Below are 19246 nucleotides of genomic sequence, written 5' to 3' on the forward strand. Positions count from 1 at the left end.
GTTATGACCGCACTTTATCTGGCTTCCGGGTCACCACGTCGCCGTGAATTACTGGCCTTGCTGGAACTGCCTTTTGAGCGTCTGGTGACTGAGGTTGCAGAAGAGCGTCAGCCTGACGAAGCCCCGCAAGATTATGTTTTACGGCTGGCGAAAGATAAAGCACAGGCCGGTGTGACGGTCGCGGCAGAGGATTTGCCGGTGCTTGGCGCAGATACGATTGTAGTCCTCGACGGTAAAGTGTTGGAAAAGCCACGTGACGAAGCGCAAGCCGCTGTTATGCTTAAGGCATTGTCTGGCAGACAGCATCAGGTGATGACCGCCATTGCGTTTGCCGACAGGCAGGAATGCCTCAATACGTTGGTTGTGACCGATGTCACTTTCCGTTCACTATCCTCCGACGATATTGCACATTATATTCTGAGCGGTGAGCCCATGGATAAAGCGGGCGCTTATGGTATTCAGGGAAAGGGCGGTTGTTTCGTCCGTGAAATTCGCGGCAGTTACTATGCAGTTGTGGGCCTTCCTCTGGTGGAAACTCAGGAACTGCTCAATGAATTTTCTGCCTTACGCGAGCTTAGGAGAAAACATGACAGCTGAATTACTGGTCAATGTCACCCCGTCTGAAACCCGCGTGGCTTACATTGACGGTGGCATTCTGCAGGAGATCCATATTGAGCGCGAGACCAAGCGCGGGATTGCCGGCAATATTTATAAAGGGCGTATCAGCCGTGTTCTGCCGGGTATGCAGGCAGCATTTGTCGATATCGGCCTTGAAAAAGCCGCATTTTTACATGCTTCAGACATCATGCCGCACACCGAATGTGTGGCGCGTGACGAGCAGAAAAATTTCCACGTGCGTGACATCGCAGAACTGGTGCATCAGGGCCAGGATCTGATGGTGCAGGTGGTGAAAGATCCGCTGGGCACCAAAGGTGCGCGTCTGACGACTGACATTACCTTGCCTTCCCGCTATCTGGTGTTCATGCCTGGTGCGTCACACGTTGGCGTGTCGCAGCGTATTGAAAGCGAAGCCGAGCGTGATCGCCTCAAACGTATCGTCTCAGAATATTGTGATGAGCACGGCGGCTATATTATTCGTACCGCAGCCGAAGGCGTGGGTGAAGAAGAACTCAAACAAGATGCGGCCTACCTGAAACGCTTGTGGACCAAGGTGATGGAGCGCAAGCGTCGCAACAAAACCAAATGCAAGCTGTATGGTGAGCTGGCACTGGCGCACCGTGTGCTGCGTGATTTTGCCGGTGAAGCACTGGACCGCATCCGCGTTGACTCCCGCCTGACGTATGAATTGCTGGTCGAATTCACCAGCGAATACATGCCTGAAATGACCAGCAAGCTGGAGCATTACAGTGGCAAGCAGCCTATTTTCGATCTATTCGATGTGGAGAACGAAATCCAGCGTGCGCTCGAGCGCAAGGTGGAACTCAAGTCCGGCGGTTATCTGATTATCGATCAGACCGAAGCCATGACCACCGTGGATATTAATACCGGTGCGTTTGTCGGCCATCGTAATCTGGAAGACACGATATTTAACACTAACACCGAAGCGACGCAGGCCATTGCCCGTCAGCTACGGCTGCGCAATCTCGGCGGCATTATCATTATCGACTTCATTGATATGTCGAATGAAGATCACCGCCGTCGCGTGCTGCACAGCCTCGAGCAGGCGCTGTCGAAAGACCGCGTGAAAACCGGTATTCACGGTTTCTCCGCCCTTGGTTTGGTAGAGATGACCCGCAAACGTACCCGCGAAAGCGTCGAACATGTGCTGTGCAGCGATTGTCCGACCTGTCATGCACGCGGCACGGTGAAAACCGTTGAAACCGTCTGCTATGAAATTCTGCGTGAAATCGTGCGCGTGCATCACGCCTACGATTCTGACCGTTTCCTGGTTTACGCATCTGCCGCAGTAGGGGAAGCGCTCAAGGGAGAAGAATCCCATGCACTGGCCGAAGTAGAAATCTTCGTCGGCAAGCAGGTGAAAGTGCAGATCGAGCCGCTCTACAGTCAGGAACAGTTTGACGTCGTCATGATGTGATCCGATGGCTATTCGTCTGAAGCATCAAGAAGTTAAAGGTTTCCATTGCCGTCTGTGCGGGTGAAAACCAGCATGGAATGGAAAACAAGGAGAGAAGTTTGAGGCGACTGCCCGGTATTTTATTAACCACCAGCGCAACCCTTGTCGTGATAGTGGCTTTGGTGATCAGTGGCTTGCGTCTGGCATTGCCTCAGTTGACCCGCTTCCAGGATCAACTGGTCGGGAAAGTCGAGGCGGTCACGGGCGTACCGATCGAGTTATCGCAAGTCAGCGCCAGCTGGAAAACCTTTGGCCCGATCATGGAGATCCGAGGCCTACAGGTGACATTACCGGACTCAAAGTGGCAGGTTCAGCGCATTACCCTGGCGCTGGACGTCTGGCAATCCTTGCTGCATTTCCGCTGGCAGTTCCGCGACCTTACTTTTTACAATTTGCAGCTGGATTTAAACAGCACGCTGGGTGGCGAAAGCAATAAAGGCAACGGCATCCAGCCAAACCGCGTCAGTGATATTTTCCTCAGACAGGTCGACCATTTCGATCTGCGCAACAGCCGCATTTCCTTCCTGACGCCTTCCGGTCCACGGGCGGAATTCGACATTCCTCAGATGACCTGGCTGAACAGCCACAACCGCCATCGCGCCGAAGGGCAGCTTAGCCTGTCGAGTTTTAACGGGCAGCACGGCATTGTGCAGTTGCGTATGGATCTGAACGACACCAATGGTTTGCTCAATAACGGGAAAATTTATCTTCAGGCCGATGATATCGACATGAAACCGTGGTTCAGCCGGTGGTTGCGCAATAATACCGGTCTGGAAAGTGCTAACTTCAGCCTTGCGGCGTGGCTGACGGTGCGTAGTGGCGATATTTATGCCGCTGACGCATTGCTGAAAAATGGCTCTGCCACCTGGAAAAATGGCACTGAGGAACACCAGCTCGATGTCGATAATCTGACATTACACGGTAACCGTCAGGGTAATGGCTGGCAGGTTGGCACGAAGCAGCTGAATCTGAAAACCGATGGTGTGGCGTGGCCGAAAGGCCGCCTTGAAGTACTTTATCTGCCGGAAAATAACCAGTTCCTCGGGCCCTCGCAGGGTGAAGAGCTGCGCATCCGTGGCACCAATCTGCAACTGGAACGTTTAGGCCCGGTGATCCCGACTTTCTCATTCCTGACTCCGGCTTTACTGGAGCGCTGGCAGGATTTAAAACCCGCCGGTAACGTTGATCGGCTCGCGCTGGATATCCCGCTAAAGCAGCCTGATCAGACCCGTTTTGATGTGAACTGGCGCGATGTCAGCTGGCAGCGCTGGAAACTGCTGCCGGGTGTCAATCATTTCAGTGGTGGCCTGAAAGGTAGCGTGGCGGGCGGGCAGATGACGGTGAAATTACAAGACAGCCTGCTGCCGTACGGCGAAATGTTCCGCGCACCTCTGGATATCAGTGCGGCGACCGGTACCTTTAACTGGAAGAACGGCAAAGATGGCTGGTCATTGTCGGGTAAAGACGTAGATGTCAAAGCCAACGCGCTGTGGGCGAAGGGCGATTTCCGCTACAACCAGCCTGTCAAAGGTGACCCGTGGCTGAATATCCTGGCCGGTATTCGCCTGTATGACGCCGGTCAGGCCTGGCGCTATTTCCCTGAACCGCTGATGGGCAAACATCTGGTAAATTATCTCAGTGGTGCCATAAAGGCCGGTCAGGTGGATAACGCCACCCTGACCTTCAACGGCAATCCACATCATTTCCCGTTCAAAAAGAACGAAGGGCAGTTTGAAGTGTGGGTTCCGCTACGCCACTCGACCTTTGAGTTCCAGCCAGGTTGGCCAGCGCTGACTGATCTGGATATCGATCTCGATTTCCTTAATGACGGCCTGTTTATGAAAGCCGCGCACACCAAACTGGGCAATGTGGACGGTAACAATGTCGTTGCCAATATTCCTGACTACCTGAAAGAAAAACTGTTTATTGATGCGGACCTGCGCGGGCAGGGGAAAGATATCGGCGATTATTTCATGGATACGCCGTTGCATGACTCGCTGGGCTCCGCGCTACAGGAATTGCAGATTGGCGGCGAAGTGAATGGTCGCTTACATCTGGATATTCCGCTCGATGGTGAACTTGTGCGTGCATCCGGTGGCGTCACGCTCAATAACAACAGTCTGTTTATTAAACCGCTGAACAGCAAAATCAGTCAGCTCAGTGGCCAGTTCAGTTATGACAACGGCAACCTGCAAAGTAACCGGCTTACCGGTAACTGGTTCGGGCAACCGGTCAACGTGATGTTCAGCACGCAGGAACTGCCGGATGATTTCAAGGTTCAGGTCGGGCTGGATGCCAACTGGCAACTGTCCAAAATCCCCGGCTTGCCAGCGGCAGCAGCCAGTAAAATTTCGGGTGGTACACCGTGGAAAGGCGACGTCAATATTACGCTGCCGCACAAAGGCACCCCGACCTATACCGTCGATGTAAACGCCGATCTGAAAGATGTGAGCAGTCACTTACCCGATCCGTTGAGCAAGAAAGCCGGTCATCCGCTGCCGCTGGTGGTGAATGTCAAAGGCGACCTGCACAGTTTTAATCTGCAAGGTGTGCTGGCGGGCAAAGATCATTTCAACAGCCGCTGGCTGCTGGGTAAACAACTGAAACTCGATCGCGCATCGTGGCAGGCAAACAGCAAAAAAACGCCTCCATTGCCGGATGACAGCAGTCTGACGCTCCATCTGCCCGCACTTGATGGTGAAAGCTGGCTGGGTTTGCTGTCACCGGATAAAGCGACGCAGGACACTACTACTAAACTGGCCGGTTTCAGCTTCCCGCACCAGATTATCCTGACAACGCCTGCGCTGACACTGGGCGGACAGGTCTGGAATGACCTGACCCTCACCTCGGTACAAGGGCATCAGGGCATGGAGGTCACTGCCAAAGGTAAGGAAATCGATGGCAGGCTGAACATGAATGACAACGGTCCGTGGCTGGCTAATCTGAAATACGTCTATTTCAATCCGCAATGGACGGTCGCGGATGTGGCCAGCAGCGGTCAGCCGGGCGGTAATCCGTTTGCTACTGAAAAAATTTCGTTTGCCAGCTGGCCGGCATTGCAACTGCGTTGTGAAGCCTGCTGGTTCCTCGGCCAGAACTTCCGCAAAGTGAATGCTGACCTGACACCGCAAGGCGATCAACTGATGCTGCGTAACGGTCTGATAGATACCGGCGTGGCACGTCTCGACGTGCAGGGCGACTGGAGGCAGAACGGGCAGGGCGAAAACACCGGCCTGAAAGGCAAGCTGACCGGTAAGAATATTGAGCAGGCCATGTCATTCTTTGGCGTGACTACACCACTGAAAGGCGCGCCGTTTGACGTTAACTTTGATTTGCACTGGAAATCCGTGCCGTGGAAGCCAGATATCAGCACACTGAACGGCACCCTGAAAAACACGCTGGGCAAAGGCGAAATTGCGGATGTCGGCACGGGCCGCGCCGGACAATTGCTGCGACTGGTCAGCTTCGATGCGCTGCTGCGCAAACTGCGTCTTGATTTCAGCGATACCTTTGGCCAGGGCTTCTATTTTGACTCCATCAAATCCACGGCCTGGATTAAAGACGGCGTACTTCATACCGACGATCTGCTGGTTGACGGACTGGAAGCAGATATCGCCATCACCGGGAAGGTCAATTTCGTGAATCAGCAATTGGATCTCGAAGCGGTCATTGCGCCGGAAATTTCCGCCACAGTAGGTGTGGCGACGGCGTTCGTCATCAACCCGGTAGTCGGCGTTGCAGTCTTCGCTGCCAGTAAAGTGCTGGCACCGCTGTGGAATAAAATCTCGCTTATCCGCTATCAGATTGACGGCACTATCGCAGAACCCCGTATCAACGAAATTCTGCGTAAACCGGTTGAACATCCAAAAGCCGCCGCCGCACAGTAACGCCACCGTGAAGGTGGCAGGAAACCTCGTTCATGCTGTGTTAGGCTGTTAATAACCTTGTAACAATGGATTGTCCGGCGTGCAGACTGTGTAGACCACAGTCTGCACGCCGGATTGTCGTCTAAAAGAGAGTGAACATCTATGAGTCTGGCCTTAGTCAGTGAGCAGTTACTAACTGCTAATAATCTGAGTCATCAGGATCTGTTTTCCATTTTGGGCCAGTTGTCTGAACGTCGTCTTGATTATGCCGATCTCTTTTTCCAGTCCAGTTTCCATGAAAGCTGGGTGATCGAAGACAGCATCATCAAAGACGGTTCTTACAATATCGATCAGGGCGTTGGTGTTCGTGCGGTAAGCGGTGAAAAAACCGGTTTTGCTTATGCTGACCAAATCACGCTGAATGCCCTGAACCTGAGTGCAACAGCTGCCCGCAGCATTGTCCGCGACCAGGGCAATGGCAAAGCGCATACGCTGGGCGAAATTGCCTATAAATCTCTTTATTCTCCGCTGGATCCGCTGCAAAGCCTGTCACGCGAAGCAAAAATCGAACTGCTGCACCGCGTCGACAAAATTGCCCGTGCGGCCGATAAGCGCGTGCAGGAAGTCAGTGCCAGCATCACCGGCGTGTATGAAAACATCCTGGTGGCAGCCACCGACGGCACGCTGGCGGCAGACATTCGCCCGCTGGTGCGTCTGTCCGTGAGCGTTCTGGTTGAACAGGACGGACGTCGTGAGCGTGGCTCAAGTGGCGGCGGCGGTCGTGTTGGTTATGACTACTTCCTCGAAACCGTTAACGGTGAAGTGCGTGCGGAAGCTTTTGCCCGTGATGCCGTGCGTATGGCGTTGCTGAATCTGACGGCAGTCGCCGCCCCGGCGGGTGGCATGCCGGTGGTGCTGGGCGCAGGCTGGCCAGGTGTGCTGTTACATGAGGCGGTAGGCCACGGTCTGGAAGGTGACTTCAACCGTCGCGGAACCTCTGTATTTAGCGGTCAGATGGGCAAACGGGTGGCTTCTGAACTGTGTACCGTAGTGGACGACGGCACCCTGCCGGGTCTGCGCGGTTCACTGGCGATTGACGACGAAGGTGTGCCGGGGCAGTACAACGTGCTGATCGAAAACGGCGTGCTGAAAGGCTACATGCAAGACAAACTGAATGCGCGCCTGATGGGCGTTGCGCCGACCGGTAACGGCCGCCGCGAATCTTACGCACATCTGCCGATGCCGCGTATGACCAACACCTATATGCTGGCCGGGAAATCAACGCCGGAAGACATTATCAGTAGCGTAGAATTTGGCCTGTATGCGCCAAACTTCGGCGGCGGTCAGGTGGATATTACTTCGGGTAAATTCGTGTTCTCTACCTCCGAAGCTTATCTGATCGAAAAAGGCCGCATCACCAAACCGGTGAAAGGCGCGACGCTGATCGGCTCGGGCATTGAAGCGATGCAACAGATTTCCATGGTCGGCAACGATCTGGCGCTCGATAAAGGCGTCGGTGTGTGTGGTAAAGAAGGCCAGAGCCTGCCGGTCGGGGTCGGTCAGCCTACCCTGAAACTGGATAATCTCACCGTCGGCGGCACTGCGTAGCAGAAGATTATTTCGGTGTTATCCCTCCCCTTTCACAAGGGGAGGTCAGGTGGGTTTTTGGTTTGATACGAACTCAATTCCACTGAGTCACTTTCTTGCCCTGCCGGTATCCCTGATACACCTTGCTTACCCGTTTGAAATAATCCGTCAGATAATCAATACAGACCTGCACTTTCAGCGGCAGTTTGTCCTTTTCAGTATACAGCGCGTAAACCGGGCGCGGATCGGACTGATAGCGCCTGAACAGAATCTCCACCTCACCGGCATTAATCTCCTCAATCACCCACATCAGCGGAACATACGCGATACCGACACCGGCTTTCAGCCAGCGGATCATGGTCTGCGAGTCGTTAGTCACGAAGCGGCCTTGCGGTGTAATACGGGTTGAAACACCTTCGGGGGCGATCAGTTCAAATTCACTGTCCGGGCGGACGCTGTATTCCAGCCAGGAGAAATTCACCATATCGGCGGGTTTCTCCGGCGTGCCGTGTTGTGCCAGATAACTGCGCGCCGCACACACCACCATCGGCATTGAGCCTAAGCGGGTGCAGAACAGGCTGGAATCCTGCAACGCGCCGACGCGGATCACCACGTCCAGCCCGTCAGCGATCAGGTCCGGTGCCGGAATGCCAGTCACCAGATTCACCGTCAGACCGGGGTATTCGGTGAGCATTTCCGCAGTCATCGCGGCAAGAACATTTTGTGCCATCGTTGATGAACTGCCGATGCGTAATGTTCCGGTCGGGGTGTTGTTGAAGGCATACAATTGTTCATGTACTTCACGTACGTCGTGCAACATTTTCCGGCAACCCTGATAATAAAGTTTACCGGCTTCTGTCAGGCCGATGCTGCGGGTGCTACGGTTTAGTAATTTGATTTGTAAGTCATTTTCCAGCTTTGAAATCGTCTGGCTGATGGCAGAAACGCTCATGTCGAGGCGTCGTGCGGCCGCCGTGAAGGAGCCGCTTTCCACGACCTGAGCAAAGATCGACATGCGTTTTAATCGGTCCATTGTTAACTCTGGCTTAAAAGTGATTTAGATCACAGAACGTTGATCTGTTGATAATAAGCACGCTAATATACCCTTCCGGGCGATAAAGCTCAGGTTTCAGTTTTCCTGACATCATGCTTACCTTCGCACACTTCCCTGGCAACTCTGCAGCTTCATTGCTCTGCTCCCGTTGAATTATTTTCTCCGGGGTCGCGTGCCGTTGCCTAAAATAACGAATAATGCGTGCGCGGGACGATATGTGTTTGTCCGTCGTAATAATGTAAGGAATTTTTGATGAGTTTGCTTCCGGTAATGGTGATTTTCGGATTGTCGTTTCCTCCGGTGTTTTTTGAAATATTGTTGGCGCTGGTGGTGTTTTTCCTGCTGCGGCGCATATTGCAACCCACCGGAATTTATGATTTTGTCTGGCACCCGGCATTGTTCAACACAGCGTTGTACTGCTGTCTTTTCTACCTGATCTCCTGCATGTTCGTCTGAGGGCGTTGTGAAAAATTTCTCCATAAAAATAATACGTTACACAATAACGTTGATTCTTGTCGTGCTGGCTGTCATCGCAATCTTCAAAGCCTGGGCGTTCTATACAGAATCTCCATGGACCCGTGATGCCAAGTTTACCGCTGACGTTGTGTCCATCGCGCCCGATGTCACCGGTCTGATTACCGATGTGCCAGTAACGGATAACCAACTGGTGAAAAAAGGCCAGGTACTGTTCAAAATTGACCAGCCGCGCTACCAGCAGGCGCTGGACGAAGCGAGTGCTGACGTCGCGTATTACCAGGCGCTGGCTTCTGAGAAAAAGCGCGAGGCCGGACGTCGTGTGAAACTGGGCGTACAGGCCATGTCGCAGGAAGAAATCGATCAGGCCAATAACGTGCTGCAAACCGCTGAACATCAGCTGGCGAAAGCGCAGGCTGCACGGGATCTGGCGGTGCTGGATCTGGAACGGACCGTGGTTGTCGCACCTGCTGATGGCTGGGTAACTAACCTGACCGTTCATCCGGGCAACTACATTAACCGGGGTTCGACTGCCGTGGCGCTGGTGAAGAAAAATTCCTTCTACATTCTGGCGTATCTGGAAGAAACCAAACTGCCGGGGCTGAAAAAAGGGGATCGTGCGGAAATCACGCCGCTCGGCAGCAACCGTATTATGCACGGTACGGTCGACAGCGTAGCGGCGGCGGTGACGAACAGCTCCTCTTCTGCGGCGACCAACGGTCTGGCGACCATCGACAGCAACCTTGAATGGGTGCGTCTGGCACAGCGTGTGCCAGTGAAAATCCTGCTTGATGACAAAGACCAGCAACATCCTTATCCGGCAGGTACCACGGCGACGGTCGTGATTACCGGCAGCCATGACCGTAAACAAGATGAAGGATCCCCGTTCCTTCGCCTCCTGCACCGTCTGAGAGAGTTTGGTTAAGGCCGGAAAGATGAATAGCGTACTTATCCCGCGCGTACGTTTTGCCTGCAAGCTGACGTTCGCGATCCTCGGCGCACTGGTTCTCGGGTTCTATCTGCAACTCGAAACCCCGCGCTGGTCGGCCATGACTGCCGCGATCGTAACGTCGGGACCTGCGCTGGCGGCGGGTGGCGAACCCTTTGCCGGTGCTATTCGTCATCGTGGTTTTCTGCGGGTTATCGGCACCTTTATCGGCTGTATCGCGGCGCTGGTGATCGTGATTGCTACCGCCCGCGCACCGGTCGTTATGCTGCTGTTATGCTGCATCTGGGCGGGCGTGTGCACCTGGTGGTCGTCGCTGGTTCGTATCGAGAACTCGTATGCGCTGGGTCTGGCTGGTTATACCGCGCTGATTATCGTGGTGACTTCCGCCAGCTCGCCTTTGCAAACTCCGCAGTTTGCGGTTGAGCGTTGCAGTGAAATCGTTATCGGGATTTGTTGCGCTATCGTCGCTGACCTGTTGTTCTCCCCCCGTTCCATCAAAAAAGATATTGACCGTGCCGTCAGTCAGCTGATGTTGGATCAGTTTGCGCTGATGCGGATTTGCGTGAATAGCGGGACGAAGGAAGAAATCGATAAGTCCTGGAATAACCTGGTGAAAAGCACGACCGCGCTGAACGGGATGCGCGGCAGTCTGATGATGGAGTCGTCGCGCTGGCAGCGGTGTAATCGTCGCCTGAAAGCGCTGCACAGCACCTCGCTGAGCATGATCACCCAGGCGTGCGAAACCTATCTGATTATGCAAAGCTCTCCGGAACGGGTCTCGCCTGAACTGAAAGCATTGTTTGCTGAACCCGCTGAAAACGTGGCGGATGTGCATCGCAGACTGAAACAATTACGCCAGATGATTACCGGCATGCACAGCGACAACGTACTGATGACGGTCAGCGCCTGGACCGGTGCCGGAACTCGTGCGCTGTTGCTGATGAAAGGCATCCAGACCAACAGCAGTATCAGCACCATTGAAAGCGGGGTGCTCGATGGCGAAGTGGTGGTGCGGCCTGTTTCAGCAGAACGTCACCATGCGCTGGTCAACGGCCTGAGAACCTTCACGGCGACAACCATCGGCTGCCTGATGTGGCTGTGGACCGGCTGGACGTCAGCCAGCGGCTGCGTGATTATCATCGCAGTGGTGACTTCGCTGGCAATGCGTACGCCGAACCCGAAAGGCATGGCGATGGATTTCATTATCGGCATGTTGCTGGCGATTCCGGTCGGCTCGATGATGTTTATGCTGATCATGCCCGCAACGCAGCAGAGCCTGTTCCTGCTGTGTCTGATGCTGGGGATCTTCACCTTCTTTATCGGTATCGAAGTGACCAAGCGCCGTCTCGGTATGCTCGGGTTGCTGGCGGGCACCATTAATATTCTGGTGCTCAGCAATCCGATGGTTTTTAACGTCACGTCGTTTCTGGATAACGCGATGGGGCAGGCGATCGGTACGGTGATCGCGATGGCGGTGTTGCTGATTGTGCGCGACAAGTCTCGCGAGAAAACCGGGCGTACGCTGCTTAACCGCTTTATGAGCAGCGCGGTATCGGCGCTGACCACCAAAGCTTACCGGCGTCGTGAAAACCATCTTCCGGCGCTTTATCATCAGCTGAACCAGTTGCTGGTGATGTTCCCGAACGATATCGGTAAATACCGTCTGGCGCTGATGCTGATTATCGCGCACCAGCGCATGAAACTGGCAGAAGTGCCGGTGAATGATGAGCTGTCGGCATTCCACAAGAAAATCCGTAATACGGCCGATCACGTGGTCTCTGCTTCAGGTGAAGGCAAGCGCACCTATTATTATCAGCGGTTACTGAAAGAGCTGGGTGAGTATCAGGAGAAACTGGTCGAGTACGACGCACCACTGAAAGTGACCGAGCCGGTAAGGCGCCTCACTGACATGCTGCAACGTTATCAGCACGCGTTCCTGGCCTGACCGGCGGCTATTTCAGGAAAGCCTCACGGTCGCTGGCGGTGATCGGACGTAATACGCGGCAGGGTACACCTGCCGCGACCACATCCGGGGGAATGGATTTGGTCACCACACTGCCAGCCCCAATCACGCTGTTACGTCCAATCGTCACACCCGGATTGACTATCACGCCGGTGCCCAGCCAGACATTATCTTCAATGACAATCGGCAGCGAGAATTGCTGTCCGGTGATGCGGATGTCAGGATCGATGGGATGTCCGGCGGTGGCGAGCGTGACGTTCGGTGCGATCATCACGTTATTGCCAATGGTCACGGTGGCGTCATCCACCACCGTGAGATTGAAGTTAGCGTAAAAGTGGTTGCCGATATGAATATGGGTGCCATACGCGACGCGCAGCGGCGGCTCAATCCAGCAGGACTCCCCCAGACTGCCCATAATACTTCTGAGCAATTGCAGGCGCTTTGCCTCTTCAGAAGGGCGCGTGAGATTGAAATCATACACCCGCTCTTTTCCGGCACCGCGTTCCTCCGGCAATCCTTCGTCCATGTCTGTATAAAGTTCACCGATATTCATTTTTTCGCGCGTCGACATGCCTTCTTCCTTTGTAAAAATGGGGTGGGGTTCACCGCAGTTTACTGAGGGATGCGGAAACTGTGAACGTATGACAATTCACTTTGCGATCTGTGTCTCTCAGTGCTGTCTGACAGACGCTTCTGCTCAAGCCGCTATACTTACCTGATAGATCGCTTAAAACGGCATAAATCAGGAGGATCCTCATGTCAGCCCAACCTCATAAACTCTCCACGCATCCATTATTTAAGACCGGCTATTTTGCCGGTGGTAAATGGCTTAAAGCCAAAGAAACCTTTGATGTGCTGGATCCGGCAACCGGCGATGTGGTCGCCAAAGTCGCCAAAGCCGGAAAGGCGGAAACGCAAGCTGCAGTAAAGGCGGCCAGTGACGCATTCCCCGAATGGCGCAAAACCACTGCGAAAGCGCGTTCTGAAATCTTGCATCGCTGGTATGAACTGATGCTGGAAAATAAACAGTTTCTGGGCGAGCTGATGGTTGCCGAGCAGGGCAAACCGCTGAAAGAGGCACTGGGTGAAGTCGATTACGCCGCCAGCTACCTGCAATGGTTCAGCGAAGAAGCCAAACGCGCTAACGGAGAAATCATTCCTCCGGCCAAATCCGGCTCACGCATTCTGGCGACCCGCGAACCGGTCGGCGTGGTGGCGGCCATCACGCCGTGGAATTTCCCGCTGGCGATGCTCACCCGTAAACTGGGGCCGGCGCTGGCGGCAGGCTGTACCGGTCTTATCAAACCGGCCAGTAACACGCCGCTGTCGGCGTTCGCCTTGTTGCAACTGGCGCAGGATGCCGGGGTTCCTGACGGTGTGATCAATGGCGTGGCCGGTGACACCGGTGCCATCAGCGACGTGATTATGACCAGCAATGCGGTACGTAAAGTCTCCTTTACCGGCTCGACGGAAATCGGCAAAACGCTGGTGCGTAACAGCGCCGACACCATGAAAAAGGTGTCGATGGAACTGGGTGGCAATGCGCCGTATATCGTGTTTGACGATGCCGACATTGAGGCGGCGGTGAAGGGCGCGATCACTTGTAAATTCCGCAATACCGGCCAGGTCTGCGTGTGCATCAATCGTATTTATGTGCAGGAGGGCGTGTACGAGGCGTTTACCTCGCGGCTGGTGGAAGAAGTACGCAAGCTGAAAGTCGGCAACGGCATGGATGAAGGCGTCATTGTCGGGCCGCTGATTGATATCAAAGGACTGGAGAAAGTTGAAGAGCACGTCAAGGACGCGCTGGAGAAAGGCGGACGCCTGATGGAGGGCGGACAGCGCCACAAACTCGGTGGCAACTTCTTCCAGCCGACGGTCATTATTGATGCCACTGATGACATGAAAGTGGCGCATGAAGAAACCTTCGGTCCGCTGGCGGCCTGTTTCCGTTTCCAAACGGAAGAGGAAGTGATTAAACGCGCCAACGACACACCTTTCGGGCTGGCAGCGTATTTCTATAGCCAGAATCTTCAACGTATTTTTCGGGTCGCGGATGCTATTGAGAGCGGGATGATTGGTATTAATGAATGTGCGATTTCCAACGAAGCCGCGCCATTTGGCGGCGTAAAAGAATCTGGCCTTGGACGTGAAGGTTCGGTGCTGGGGCTGGAAGAATATTTGCAGGTGAAAACGCTGCATTTAGGGAATCTTTAAGTCAGCTTTCCAGAAGTTACTTTTTAAGAAACAATAAACAGAAACAGTTTCATTCCGGCTCAACACAAAGGACGTCAATGAAGGCATTTAACGGGCGGTGTGTGCGCAATCTGATGATGGCCGCCGTGTTTTTCGGGCTGTGCGGTGTCGCGGGGCAGGTTGTCGCGAAAACGACATATAATCAGGGCACAATAGTTCCGGGCACCGATGAACAAACGGTGATCGGCTATTTACGCCAGAACCATAAATTGCCTGAAAATTACATCACCAAGAAAAAGGCGCGGGAAGCCGGCTGGGATGCCCGTTCCGGGAATTTATGTGAGGTATTGCCGGGCAAAGCCATAGGTGGTGACCGCTTCTCAAACCGGGAAGGACGTTTACCTTCGGCGTACAAAAGGGTGTGGCGCGAAGCGGATATTAACTATCGCTGCGGGCGTCGCGGTGCTGACCGCGTGTTGTTTGCCAGCGACGGGCTGATTTATGTCAGTAAAGACCATTATCAGAACTTCGTTCGGGTGGAGTGATGTCGATGAATAAAGTGAGCTTCGATTTTAATCACATCCCGGATTTACCCGCATTCTACCGCGAGTTTGTCCGTCAGTTTGCACTGACTGACAGCTTCGGCGCGAATCTGGACGCACTCTGGGATGAGGTAACGGGCGGGATTGCACTGCCGGTTGAGATAGATTTCATTAATCTGAATGCCAGCCGTAAACGCCGTTTCGGCGCGCTGATTCTGTTGTTTGAAGAAGCGGAGGAAGAACTGGAAGGCGAGTTGCGGCTGAATCTGCTGGAGAAACCCGCAGTAAAGGCTAAAGGCTGAAAAGAAAAAACCCGCCATTTTCTGTTAAGTAAAAAGGCGGGTTTTTGTTTTTTTATTCCTGACCTTCAGCCAGTTCGCGCAGATACTGAAAAATCTGGCGGTAAGATTTCGGCGGCTTGTTAGTGGCTTTCTCTTTCTGTGCGTTACGGATCAGTGCGCGCAGTTGCTGGCGATCGGCTTCAGGATACAATTCCAGTACCGGCGGGATCGCATCATCACCTTCTTCAACCAGACGGTCACGCAGCATTTCCAGTTTATGGAACAGCGAAATCTGCTGGTTATGGCGGTTTTTCAGCTTATCCAGCGCGGTCTGGATCGGTTCAACATCGCGGGAACGCAGCATTTTACCGATCAGCTGTAACTGGCGGCGGCGGCCTTCTTTCTTGATCTTCTGCGCTAAGTCGATCGCTGCGCGCAGATCGTCGTCCAGCGGCAGTTTGTCCAGCGAGTTTTTACCCAGTTCAACCATTTCTGCACCGAGATCTTTCAGCGCCTCGGCGTCACGTTTAATTTCACTTTTACTGACCCAGATGATTTCTTCATCATCTTCGTTCTCGTTGGTTTCGGGAACGTCGTCGTGCCAGTCGTCAATTTTCTTTGTCATGGGCGCTTCCTCTTAACGAGGTAATCCTGTCAGTTTGATTGTGCTTTATTGCTTTGGCGGCATTATGCAGGGTTATGCCGCATACATCCATGTTCTGTTGCAACTTTGGGCATAACAACGCCGGAGTGAATGCGAAATTGTGGCGAGTCTCTGTTAGACTCAAAGATAAGACTTTCTGTATATCAGTGTAGAACAATCCCTTTTATCTCATAAGCGATGGCATGCCGATGAACGTAGTGAATCAAGTAGCGCAGCAGCGTAAGACTCTGGAACAGGCCGTATCTCAGGCACTGGAACTGGCGAAAGCCGGTTCAGATGCTGCAGAAGTGGCGGTCAGCAAAACCACCGGTATCGGCGTCAGCACCCGTTTTGGCGAAGTCGAGAATGTGGAATTCAACAGCGACGGCGCACTGGGCATCACCGTTTATTATCAGAACCGTAAAGGCAGTGCGTCTTCCACCGATTTAAGCCCGGACGCTATTTCCCGCACCGTGCAGGCGGCGCTGGATATTGCCCGTTACACGTCGCCGGATCCGTTCGCGGGCGTGGCCGATAAAGAGATGCTGGCGTTCGATGCACCGGACCTGGATTTATTCCACCCGGAAGAGCTGGATCCGGATCGCAGCATCGAACTGGCCGCACGTGCTGAACAGGCGGCGTTGCAGGCTGACAAGCGTATCACCAACACCGAAGGTGGCAGTTTCAACAGCCATTACGGTATCCGCGTTTTCGGTAACAGCCACGGCATGTTGCAAAGCTATTGCTCGACGCGTCATTCGATTTCCGCCTCAGTGATTGCCGAACACGAAGGCGACATGGAGCGCGATTATGCCTACTCCATCGCCCGTAAAATGAGCGATCTGAAAGACCCTGAATGGGTCGGCGCAGAGTGCGCCCGCCGCACCTTGTCACGTCTGGCGCCGCGCAAATTACCGACCATGCAGGCCCCGGTATTGTTCGCTTCTGAAGTGGCGACTGGCCTGTTCGGGCATCTGGTGGGGGCGATCAGCGGTGGCAGCATTTACCGTAAATCGTCTTTCCTGCTCGACAGCCTCGGCAAGCAAATTTTGCCGGAGTGGCTGACCATTGAAGAACATCCGCACCTGTTGCAGGGGCTGGCTTCCACGCCATTCGACAGCGAAGGTGTGCGCACCGAGCGTCGTGATATCGTCAAAGACGGCGTGCTGCAAAACTGGCTGATGACCTGCTATTCCGCGCGTAAGCTCGGTCTGCAAACCACCGGTCACGCGGGCGGCATTCACAACTGGCGCATCGCCGGTCAGGGCGATGATTTCGCCGGAATGCTGCGTAAGCTCGATAAAGGCCTGGTCGTCACCGAACTGATGGGGCAGGGCGTCAGTGGCGTTACCGGCGATTACTCCCGTGGCGCGGCAGGTTTCTGGGTCGAGAATGGCGAGATCCAGTATCCGGTAAGCGAAATCACTATTGCCGGTAATCTGAAAGACATGTGGCGCAATATGGTCGCCATTGGCAGCGACATCGAAACCCGCAGCAATATCCAGTGCGGTTCCGTGCTGTTACCGGCAATGAAAATCGCTGGCGAATAACCCTCCTTAAAGCAGCGGTCGCCCGATCGCTGCTTTAATTCTTTACAAAAAATTCATCCCGTTTTTCTCTCTCTCAGCCTATTTTTATAAAGCCTTACAAGCAATGTCGTTTTATCTAATAAACAAATAACAATAGAGAGATAGTTCATGCGTAAACAACTGATGGCGTTAGCGGTGATAGCCATGCTCGGCAGCAGCACGGCAGCACTGGCAGCAGATTTAGAAACGGACATGGATACAATTGCTGATAACTACGGCAAGGTGTTGAAAACCAGCGATCAGGCCGAACTGACCACCGGTCTGGCAAACATGAAAGCGGCTGCCGAGGACGCGAAAAAAGCCACACCACCGAAACTGAAAGGCAAAGCGCCGGACAGCCCTGAAATGCAGGATTACCACAAAGGGCTGGATACGCTGATCGGCCAGATTGATAAAGCTTCCGCTTTAGCCAAAGCAGGCAAAGTGGATGAAGCGAAGAAAGAAGCCGAAGGGTTTAAGGCTACGCGTAACGAGAATCATAAGAAGTTTAAATAAGCAGATGACCGGTGTCTGAGCGGCATTCTCAATGCTGAAAGCGGTGAAAATTTCGGTTTTTCAAACGCGGTGATCACTCGGTCTTTCGCGCCGAAACCGACCAAAGAGGGCTAAGACGAGCCCTCTTTGGAATCTCCACGTCTTGAACTGCGCGCTATCGCAGTCACGACGGACATGTTCCAGGGCATTGGCAGGTGGCGCAAAATGTCATCGCTGCGCGATTCCCTCATTTCAGGTTTCGAGCCTCAGGTCTCGAACCGTTCATTCGGTGCCATTTTTGAGCACGCCAATCGACTTTAATAAAAGATAAAATCCTTCTGCTGTTGAATTCACGATCCCACGGGCGATACAGAAACCGCTGTTGAATTTAGGAACTTGCGGGCGATTCAGAAATCTTGCTGAACGGAGCGGCTTCGAGACCTATGGCTCGAAGACCGAGAGAAGGCACCGCAAAGCGGCAAGATTTCCAGCCTGTCTCCGCGTTATCTGAAACATAGCCGCCAGCGACAGCGCGCAGTAAAAAAGCGGAGGGAGATCCAAGAGGGAGAAAGCACTTCTCCCTCTTGGGCGGTTTCGGCGCTGCGCGTTAAGCGATCACCGCAGGTGAGAAACCGAAATGTTCTCGGTCTTTAGTAAAGCAGTGCAGCGGCTTCTGCATATGAGAAACCGAAATTTTCTCATTCTTAAGTAAAGCCGCCATTGCAGCGGCCTCTGCAAAAGAAAACCCTTAACGACGCAACTCCCCCGCCGCCTCCGGCTGAAACAACAATTCCAGCACTTCAATCCGGCTGTTCTCGCCATTTGGCATTTCCCACGTGATGCTTGCGCCCACGCGCAGCCCCAGCAGGGCGGCACCTAACGGCGCCATCACCGACAGTTGCTCGTTGCTGTCTTTGAGCGCAGCCGGATACACCAGCGTGCGGATGTGTTCTTCGCCGTCTTTACCTTCAGTAAAGCGAACCTTGCTGTTCATCGTCACTACGTCGGCAGGGATTTCCTCGGGCGGCAAAATCTCGGCGCGATCTAACTCGTCATTCAGTGCGTCGGCGACCGGGCTGCTGGCAAACGCCGGTTGCGCCAGCAGTGTGTCCAGGCGTTCTGCGTCAAGTTCATTGATGATCAGTGTCGGTTTACTCATAACATTCTCCATGGTTCCTTTTGCATCACCCGCTTCATGCGAGTGGGGTGCCGGTCGGCAAAAAATAACACCCCTGCGGGTAAGCGCAGGGGTGTCGGTAATTTGCATGTGTTCTTTGATACTAGGCACTCTTAAGCGGAAATGAAAGCGTTGTGAGGGAATTAATCCGCATTGCGAAAAATCCGATTACCAGTGTAATACGCTGCTACACCCTGCAATATTCAGTGATATGGCGACTTAACTTTTCGTTTTGCGAATTGGATCTGCTCAGCGCATCGTATTTCCACTTCGAACTGGAAAAAGACCCTCTACACAGGAAATCTTACCGGGGTTAGGGTAAAGACAGACGAAATACACGGCTGAAAATAGTGGGC

At 53.7% G+C, this 19246-nt stretch carries 16 protein-coding genes; 12 read left to right on the top strand and 4 right to left on the bottom strand.

What is annotated here, in order from left to right:
• Positions 1-3: 3 nt before the first annotated feature.
• From AC1DUO_RS06830 to tldD, 4 genes are all read left to right on the top strand, one after another.
• On the top strand, positions 4-597 hold the full coding sequence (locus AC1DUO_RS06830) for a Maf family protein (RefSeq protein WP_013577288.1): 594 nt from the start codon (positions 4-6) through the stop codon (positions 595-597).
• Entirely contained in the window at positions 587-2056 is a 1470-nt protein-coding gene (gene rng, locus AC1DUO_RS06835) for a ribonuclease G (protein ID WP_013577287.1), read from the top strand. The genes AC1DUO_RS06830 and rng overlap by 11 nt, the downstream gene beginning before the upstream one ends.
• Positions 2057-2154: 98 nt before the next feature.
• Positions 2155-5982, top strand: coding sequence for an AsmA2 domain-containing protein YhdP (yhdP, locus tag AC1DUO_RS06840; protein ID WP_013577286.1), 3828 nt, complete (start codon positions 2155-2157; stop codon positions 5980-5982).
• 141 nt (positions 5983-6123) lie between these two features.
• Positions 6124-7569, top strand: a complete 1446-nt coding sequence (tldD, locus tag AC1DUO_RS06845; RefSeq protein WP_013577285.1) for a metalloprotease TldD — start codon at positions 6124-6126, stop codon at positions 7567-7569.
• Positions 7570-7642: 73 nt separating this feature from the next.
• Here the strand turns inward: tldD and aaeR are convergent, their stop codons facing one another.
• Positions 7643-8581: an HTH-type transcriptional activator AaeR gene (gene aaeR, locus AC1DUO_RS06850; RefSeq protein ID WP_013577284.1), complete on the bottom strand. Its 939-nt coding sequence runs from the start codon at positions 8579-8581 to the stop codon at positions 7643-7645.
• A gap of 273 nt (positions 8582-8854) precedes the next feature.
• Between aaeR and aaeX the strand changes: the two genes are divergently transcribed.
• The 3 genes from aaeX to aaeB are packed head-to-tail and all read left to right on the top strand — an operon-like array spanning position 8855 to position 11970.
• Positions 8855-9058 carry a p-hydroxybenzoic acid efflux pump operon protein AaeX gene (gene aaeX, locus AC1DUO_RS06855; RefSeq protein ID WP_013577283.1) on the top strand — a complete coding sequence of 68 codons (204 nt, stop codon included), beginning with the start codon at positions 8855-8857 and terminating at the stop codon, positions 9056-9058.
• 7 nt (positions 9059-9065) lie between these two features.
• Positions 9066-10001 (top strand): p-hydroxybenzoic acid efflux pump subunit AaeA, encoded by a 936-nt coding sequence (gene aaeA / locus AC1DUO_RS06860; protein ID WP_013577282.1) that lies wholly within the window; start codon positions 9066-9068, stop codon positions 9999-10001.
• Positions 10002-10011: 10 nt separating this feature from the next.
• Positions 10012-11970, top strand: coding sequence for a p-hydroxybenzoic acid efflux pump subunit AaeB (gene aaeB, locus AC1DUO_RS06865; RefSeq protein WP_112198487.1), 1959 nt, complete (start codon positions 10012-10014; stop codon positions 11968-11970).
• A gap of 7 nt (positions 11971-11977) precedes the next feature.
• Here the strand turns inward: aaeB and AC1DUO_RS06870 are convergent, their stop codons facing one another.
• A complete protein-coding gene (locus tag AC1DUO_RS06870) occupies positions 11978-12559 on the bottom strand; it encodes a maltose acetyltransferase domain-containing protein (protein WP_013577280.1) in 582 nt (193 codons plus the stop codon).
• Between the two features lie 185 nt (positions 12560-12744).
• Here AC1DUO_RS06870 and AC1DUO_RS06875 point away from each other — a divergent pair, with 185 nt between their 5' ends.
• The 3 genes from AC1DUO_RS06875 (at position 12745) to AC1DUO_RS06885 (ending at position 15028) form a co-directional block, all read left to right on the top strand.
• The gene (locus AC1DUO_RS06875) at positions 12745-14205 is read left to right on the top strand and encodes an NAD-dependent succinate-semialdehyde dehydrogenase (RefSeq protein ID WP_112151051.1); all 1461 of its coding nucleotides are present in this window, start codon (positions 12745-12747) and stop codon (positions 14203-14205) included.
• Between the two features lie 77 nt (positions 14206-14282).
• The gene (locus AC1DUO_RS06880; protein WP_112151050.1) at positions 14283-14729 is read left to right on the top strand and encodes a ribonuclease domain-containing protein; all 447 of its coding nucleotides are present in this window, start codon (positions 14283-14285) and stop codon (positions 14727-14729) included.
• Between the two features lie 5 nt (positions 14730-14734).
• Complete coding sequence (locus AC1DUO_RS06885; RefSeq protein WP_013577277.1) at positions 14735-15028, top strand: barstar family protein; 294 nt, start codon at positions 14735-14737, stop codon at positions 15026-15028.
• A gap of 52 nt (positions 15029-15080) precedes the next feature.
• Here the strand turns inward: AC1DUO_RS06885 and yjgA are convergent, their stop codons facing one another.
• Positions 15081-15632: a ribosome biogenesis factor YjgA gene (yjgA, locus tag AC1DUO_RS06890; RefSeq protein WP_013577276.1), complete on the bottom strand. Its 552-nt coding sequence runs from the start codon at positions 15630-15632 to the stop codon at positions 15081-15083.
• Positions 15633-15859: 227 nt separating this feature from the next.
• Between yjgA and pmbA the strand changes: the two genes are divergently transcribed.
• The gene (pmbA, locus tag AC1DUO_RS06895; protein WP_015690526.1) at positions 15860-17200 is read left to right on the top strand and encodes a metalloprotease PmbA; all 1341 of its coding nucleotides are present in this window, start codon (positions 15860-15862) and stop codon (positions 17198-17200) included.
• Between the two features lie 147 nt (positions 17201-17347).
• Positions 17348-17734, top strand: coding sequence for a cytochrome b562 (gene cybC / locus AC1DUO_RS06900; protein WP_013577274.1), 387 nt, complete (start codon positions 17348-17350; stop codon positions 17732-17734).
• Positions 17735-18461: 727 nt separating this feature from the next.
• Here cybC and rnk read toward each other — a convergent pair.
• A complete protein-coding gene (gene rnk / locus AC1DUO_RS06905) occupies positions 18462-18872 on the bottom strand; it encodes a nucleoside diphosphate kinase regulator (RefSeq protein ID WP_119262143.1) in 411 nt (136 codons plus the stop codon).
• Between the last annotated feature and the right edge of the window lie 374 nt (positions 18873-19246).

The sequence above is a fragment of the Rahnella sp. P4_A8 genome, from assembly GCF_056402435.1.

Excerpts from the sequence above, each read along its gene's own strand:
- AC1DUO_RS06830 (WP_013577288.1), top strand. The coding sequence starts at position 4 with ATGACCGCACTTTATCTGGCTTCCGGGTCACCACGTCGCCGTGAATTA.
- rng (WP_013577287.1), top strand. The coding sequence starts at position 587 with ATGACAGCTGAATTACTGGTCAATGTCACCCCGTCTGAAACCCGCGTG.
- tldD (WP_013577285.1), top strand. The coding sequence starts at position 6,124 with ATGAGTCTGGCCTTAGTCAGTGAGCAGTTACTAACTGCTAATAATCTG.
- aaeR (WP_013577284.1), bottom strand. The coding sequence starts at position 8,581 with ATGGACCGATTAAAACGCATGTCGATCTTTGCTCAGGTCGTGGAAAGC.
- aaeX (WP_013577283.1), top strand. The coding sequence starts at position 8,855 with ATGAGTTTGCTTCCGGTAATGGTGATTTTCGGATTGTCGTTTCCTCCG.
- aaeB (WP_112198487.1), top strand. The coding sequence starts at position 10,012 with ATGAATAGCGTACTTATCCCGCGCGTACGTTTTGCCTGCAAGCTGACG.
- AC1DUO_RS06870 (WP_013577280.1), bottom strand. The coding sequence starts at position 12,559 with ATGTCGACGCGCGAAAAAATGAATATCGGTGAACTTTATACAGACATG.
- AC1DUO_RS06875 (WP_112151051.1), top strand. The coding sequence starts at position 12,745 with ATGTCAGCCCAACCTCATAAACTCTCCACGCATCCATTATTTAAGACC.
- AC1DUO_RS06880 (WP_112151050.1), top strand. The coding sequence starts at position 14,283 with ATGAAGGCATTTAACGGGCGGTGTGTGCGCAATCTGATGATGGCCGCC.
- AC1DUO_RS06885 (WP_013577277.1), top strand. The coding sequence starts at position 14,735 with ATGAATAAAGTGAGCTTCGATTTTAATCACATCCCGGATTTACCCGCA.
- yjgA (WP_013577276.1), bottom strand. The coding sequence starts at position 15,632 with ATGACAAAGAAAATTGACGACTGGCACGACGACGTTCCCGAAACCAAC.
- pmbA (WP_015690526.1), top strand. The coding sequence starts at position 15,860 with ATGAACGTAGTGAATCAAGTAGCGCAGCAGCGTAAGACTCTGGAACAG.
- cybC (WP_013577274.1), top strand. The coding sequence starts at position 17,348 with ATGCGTAAACAACTGATGGCGTTAGCGGTGATAGCCATGCTCGGCAGC.
- rnk (WP_119262143.1), bottom strand. The coding sequence starts at position 18,872 with ATGAGTAAACCGACACTGATCATCAATGAACTTGACGCAGAACGCCTG.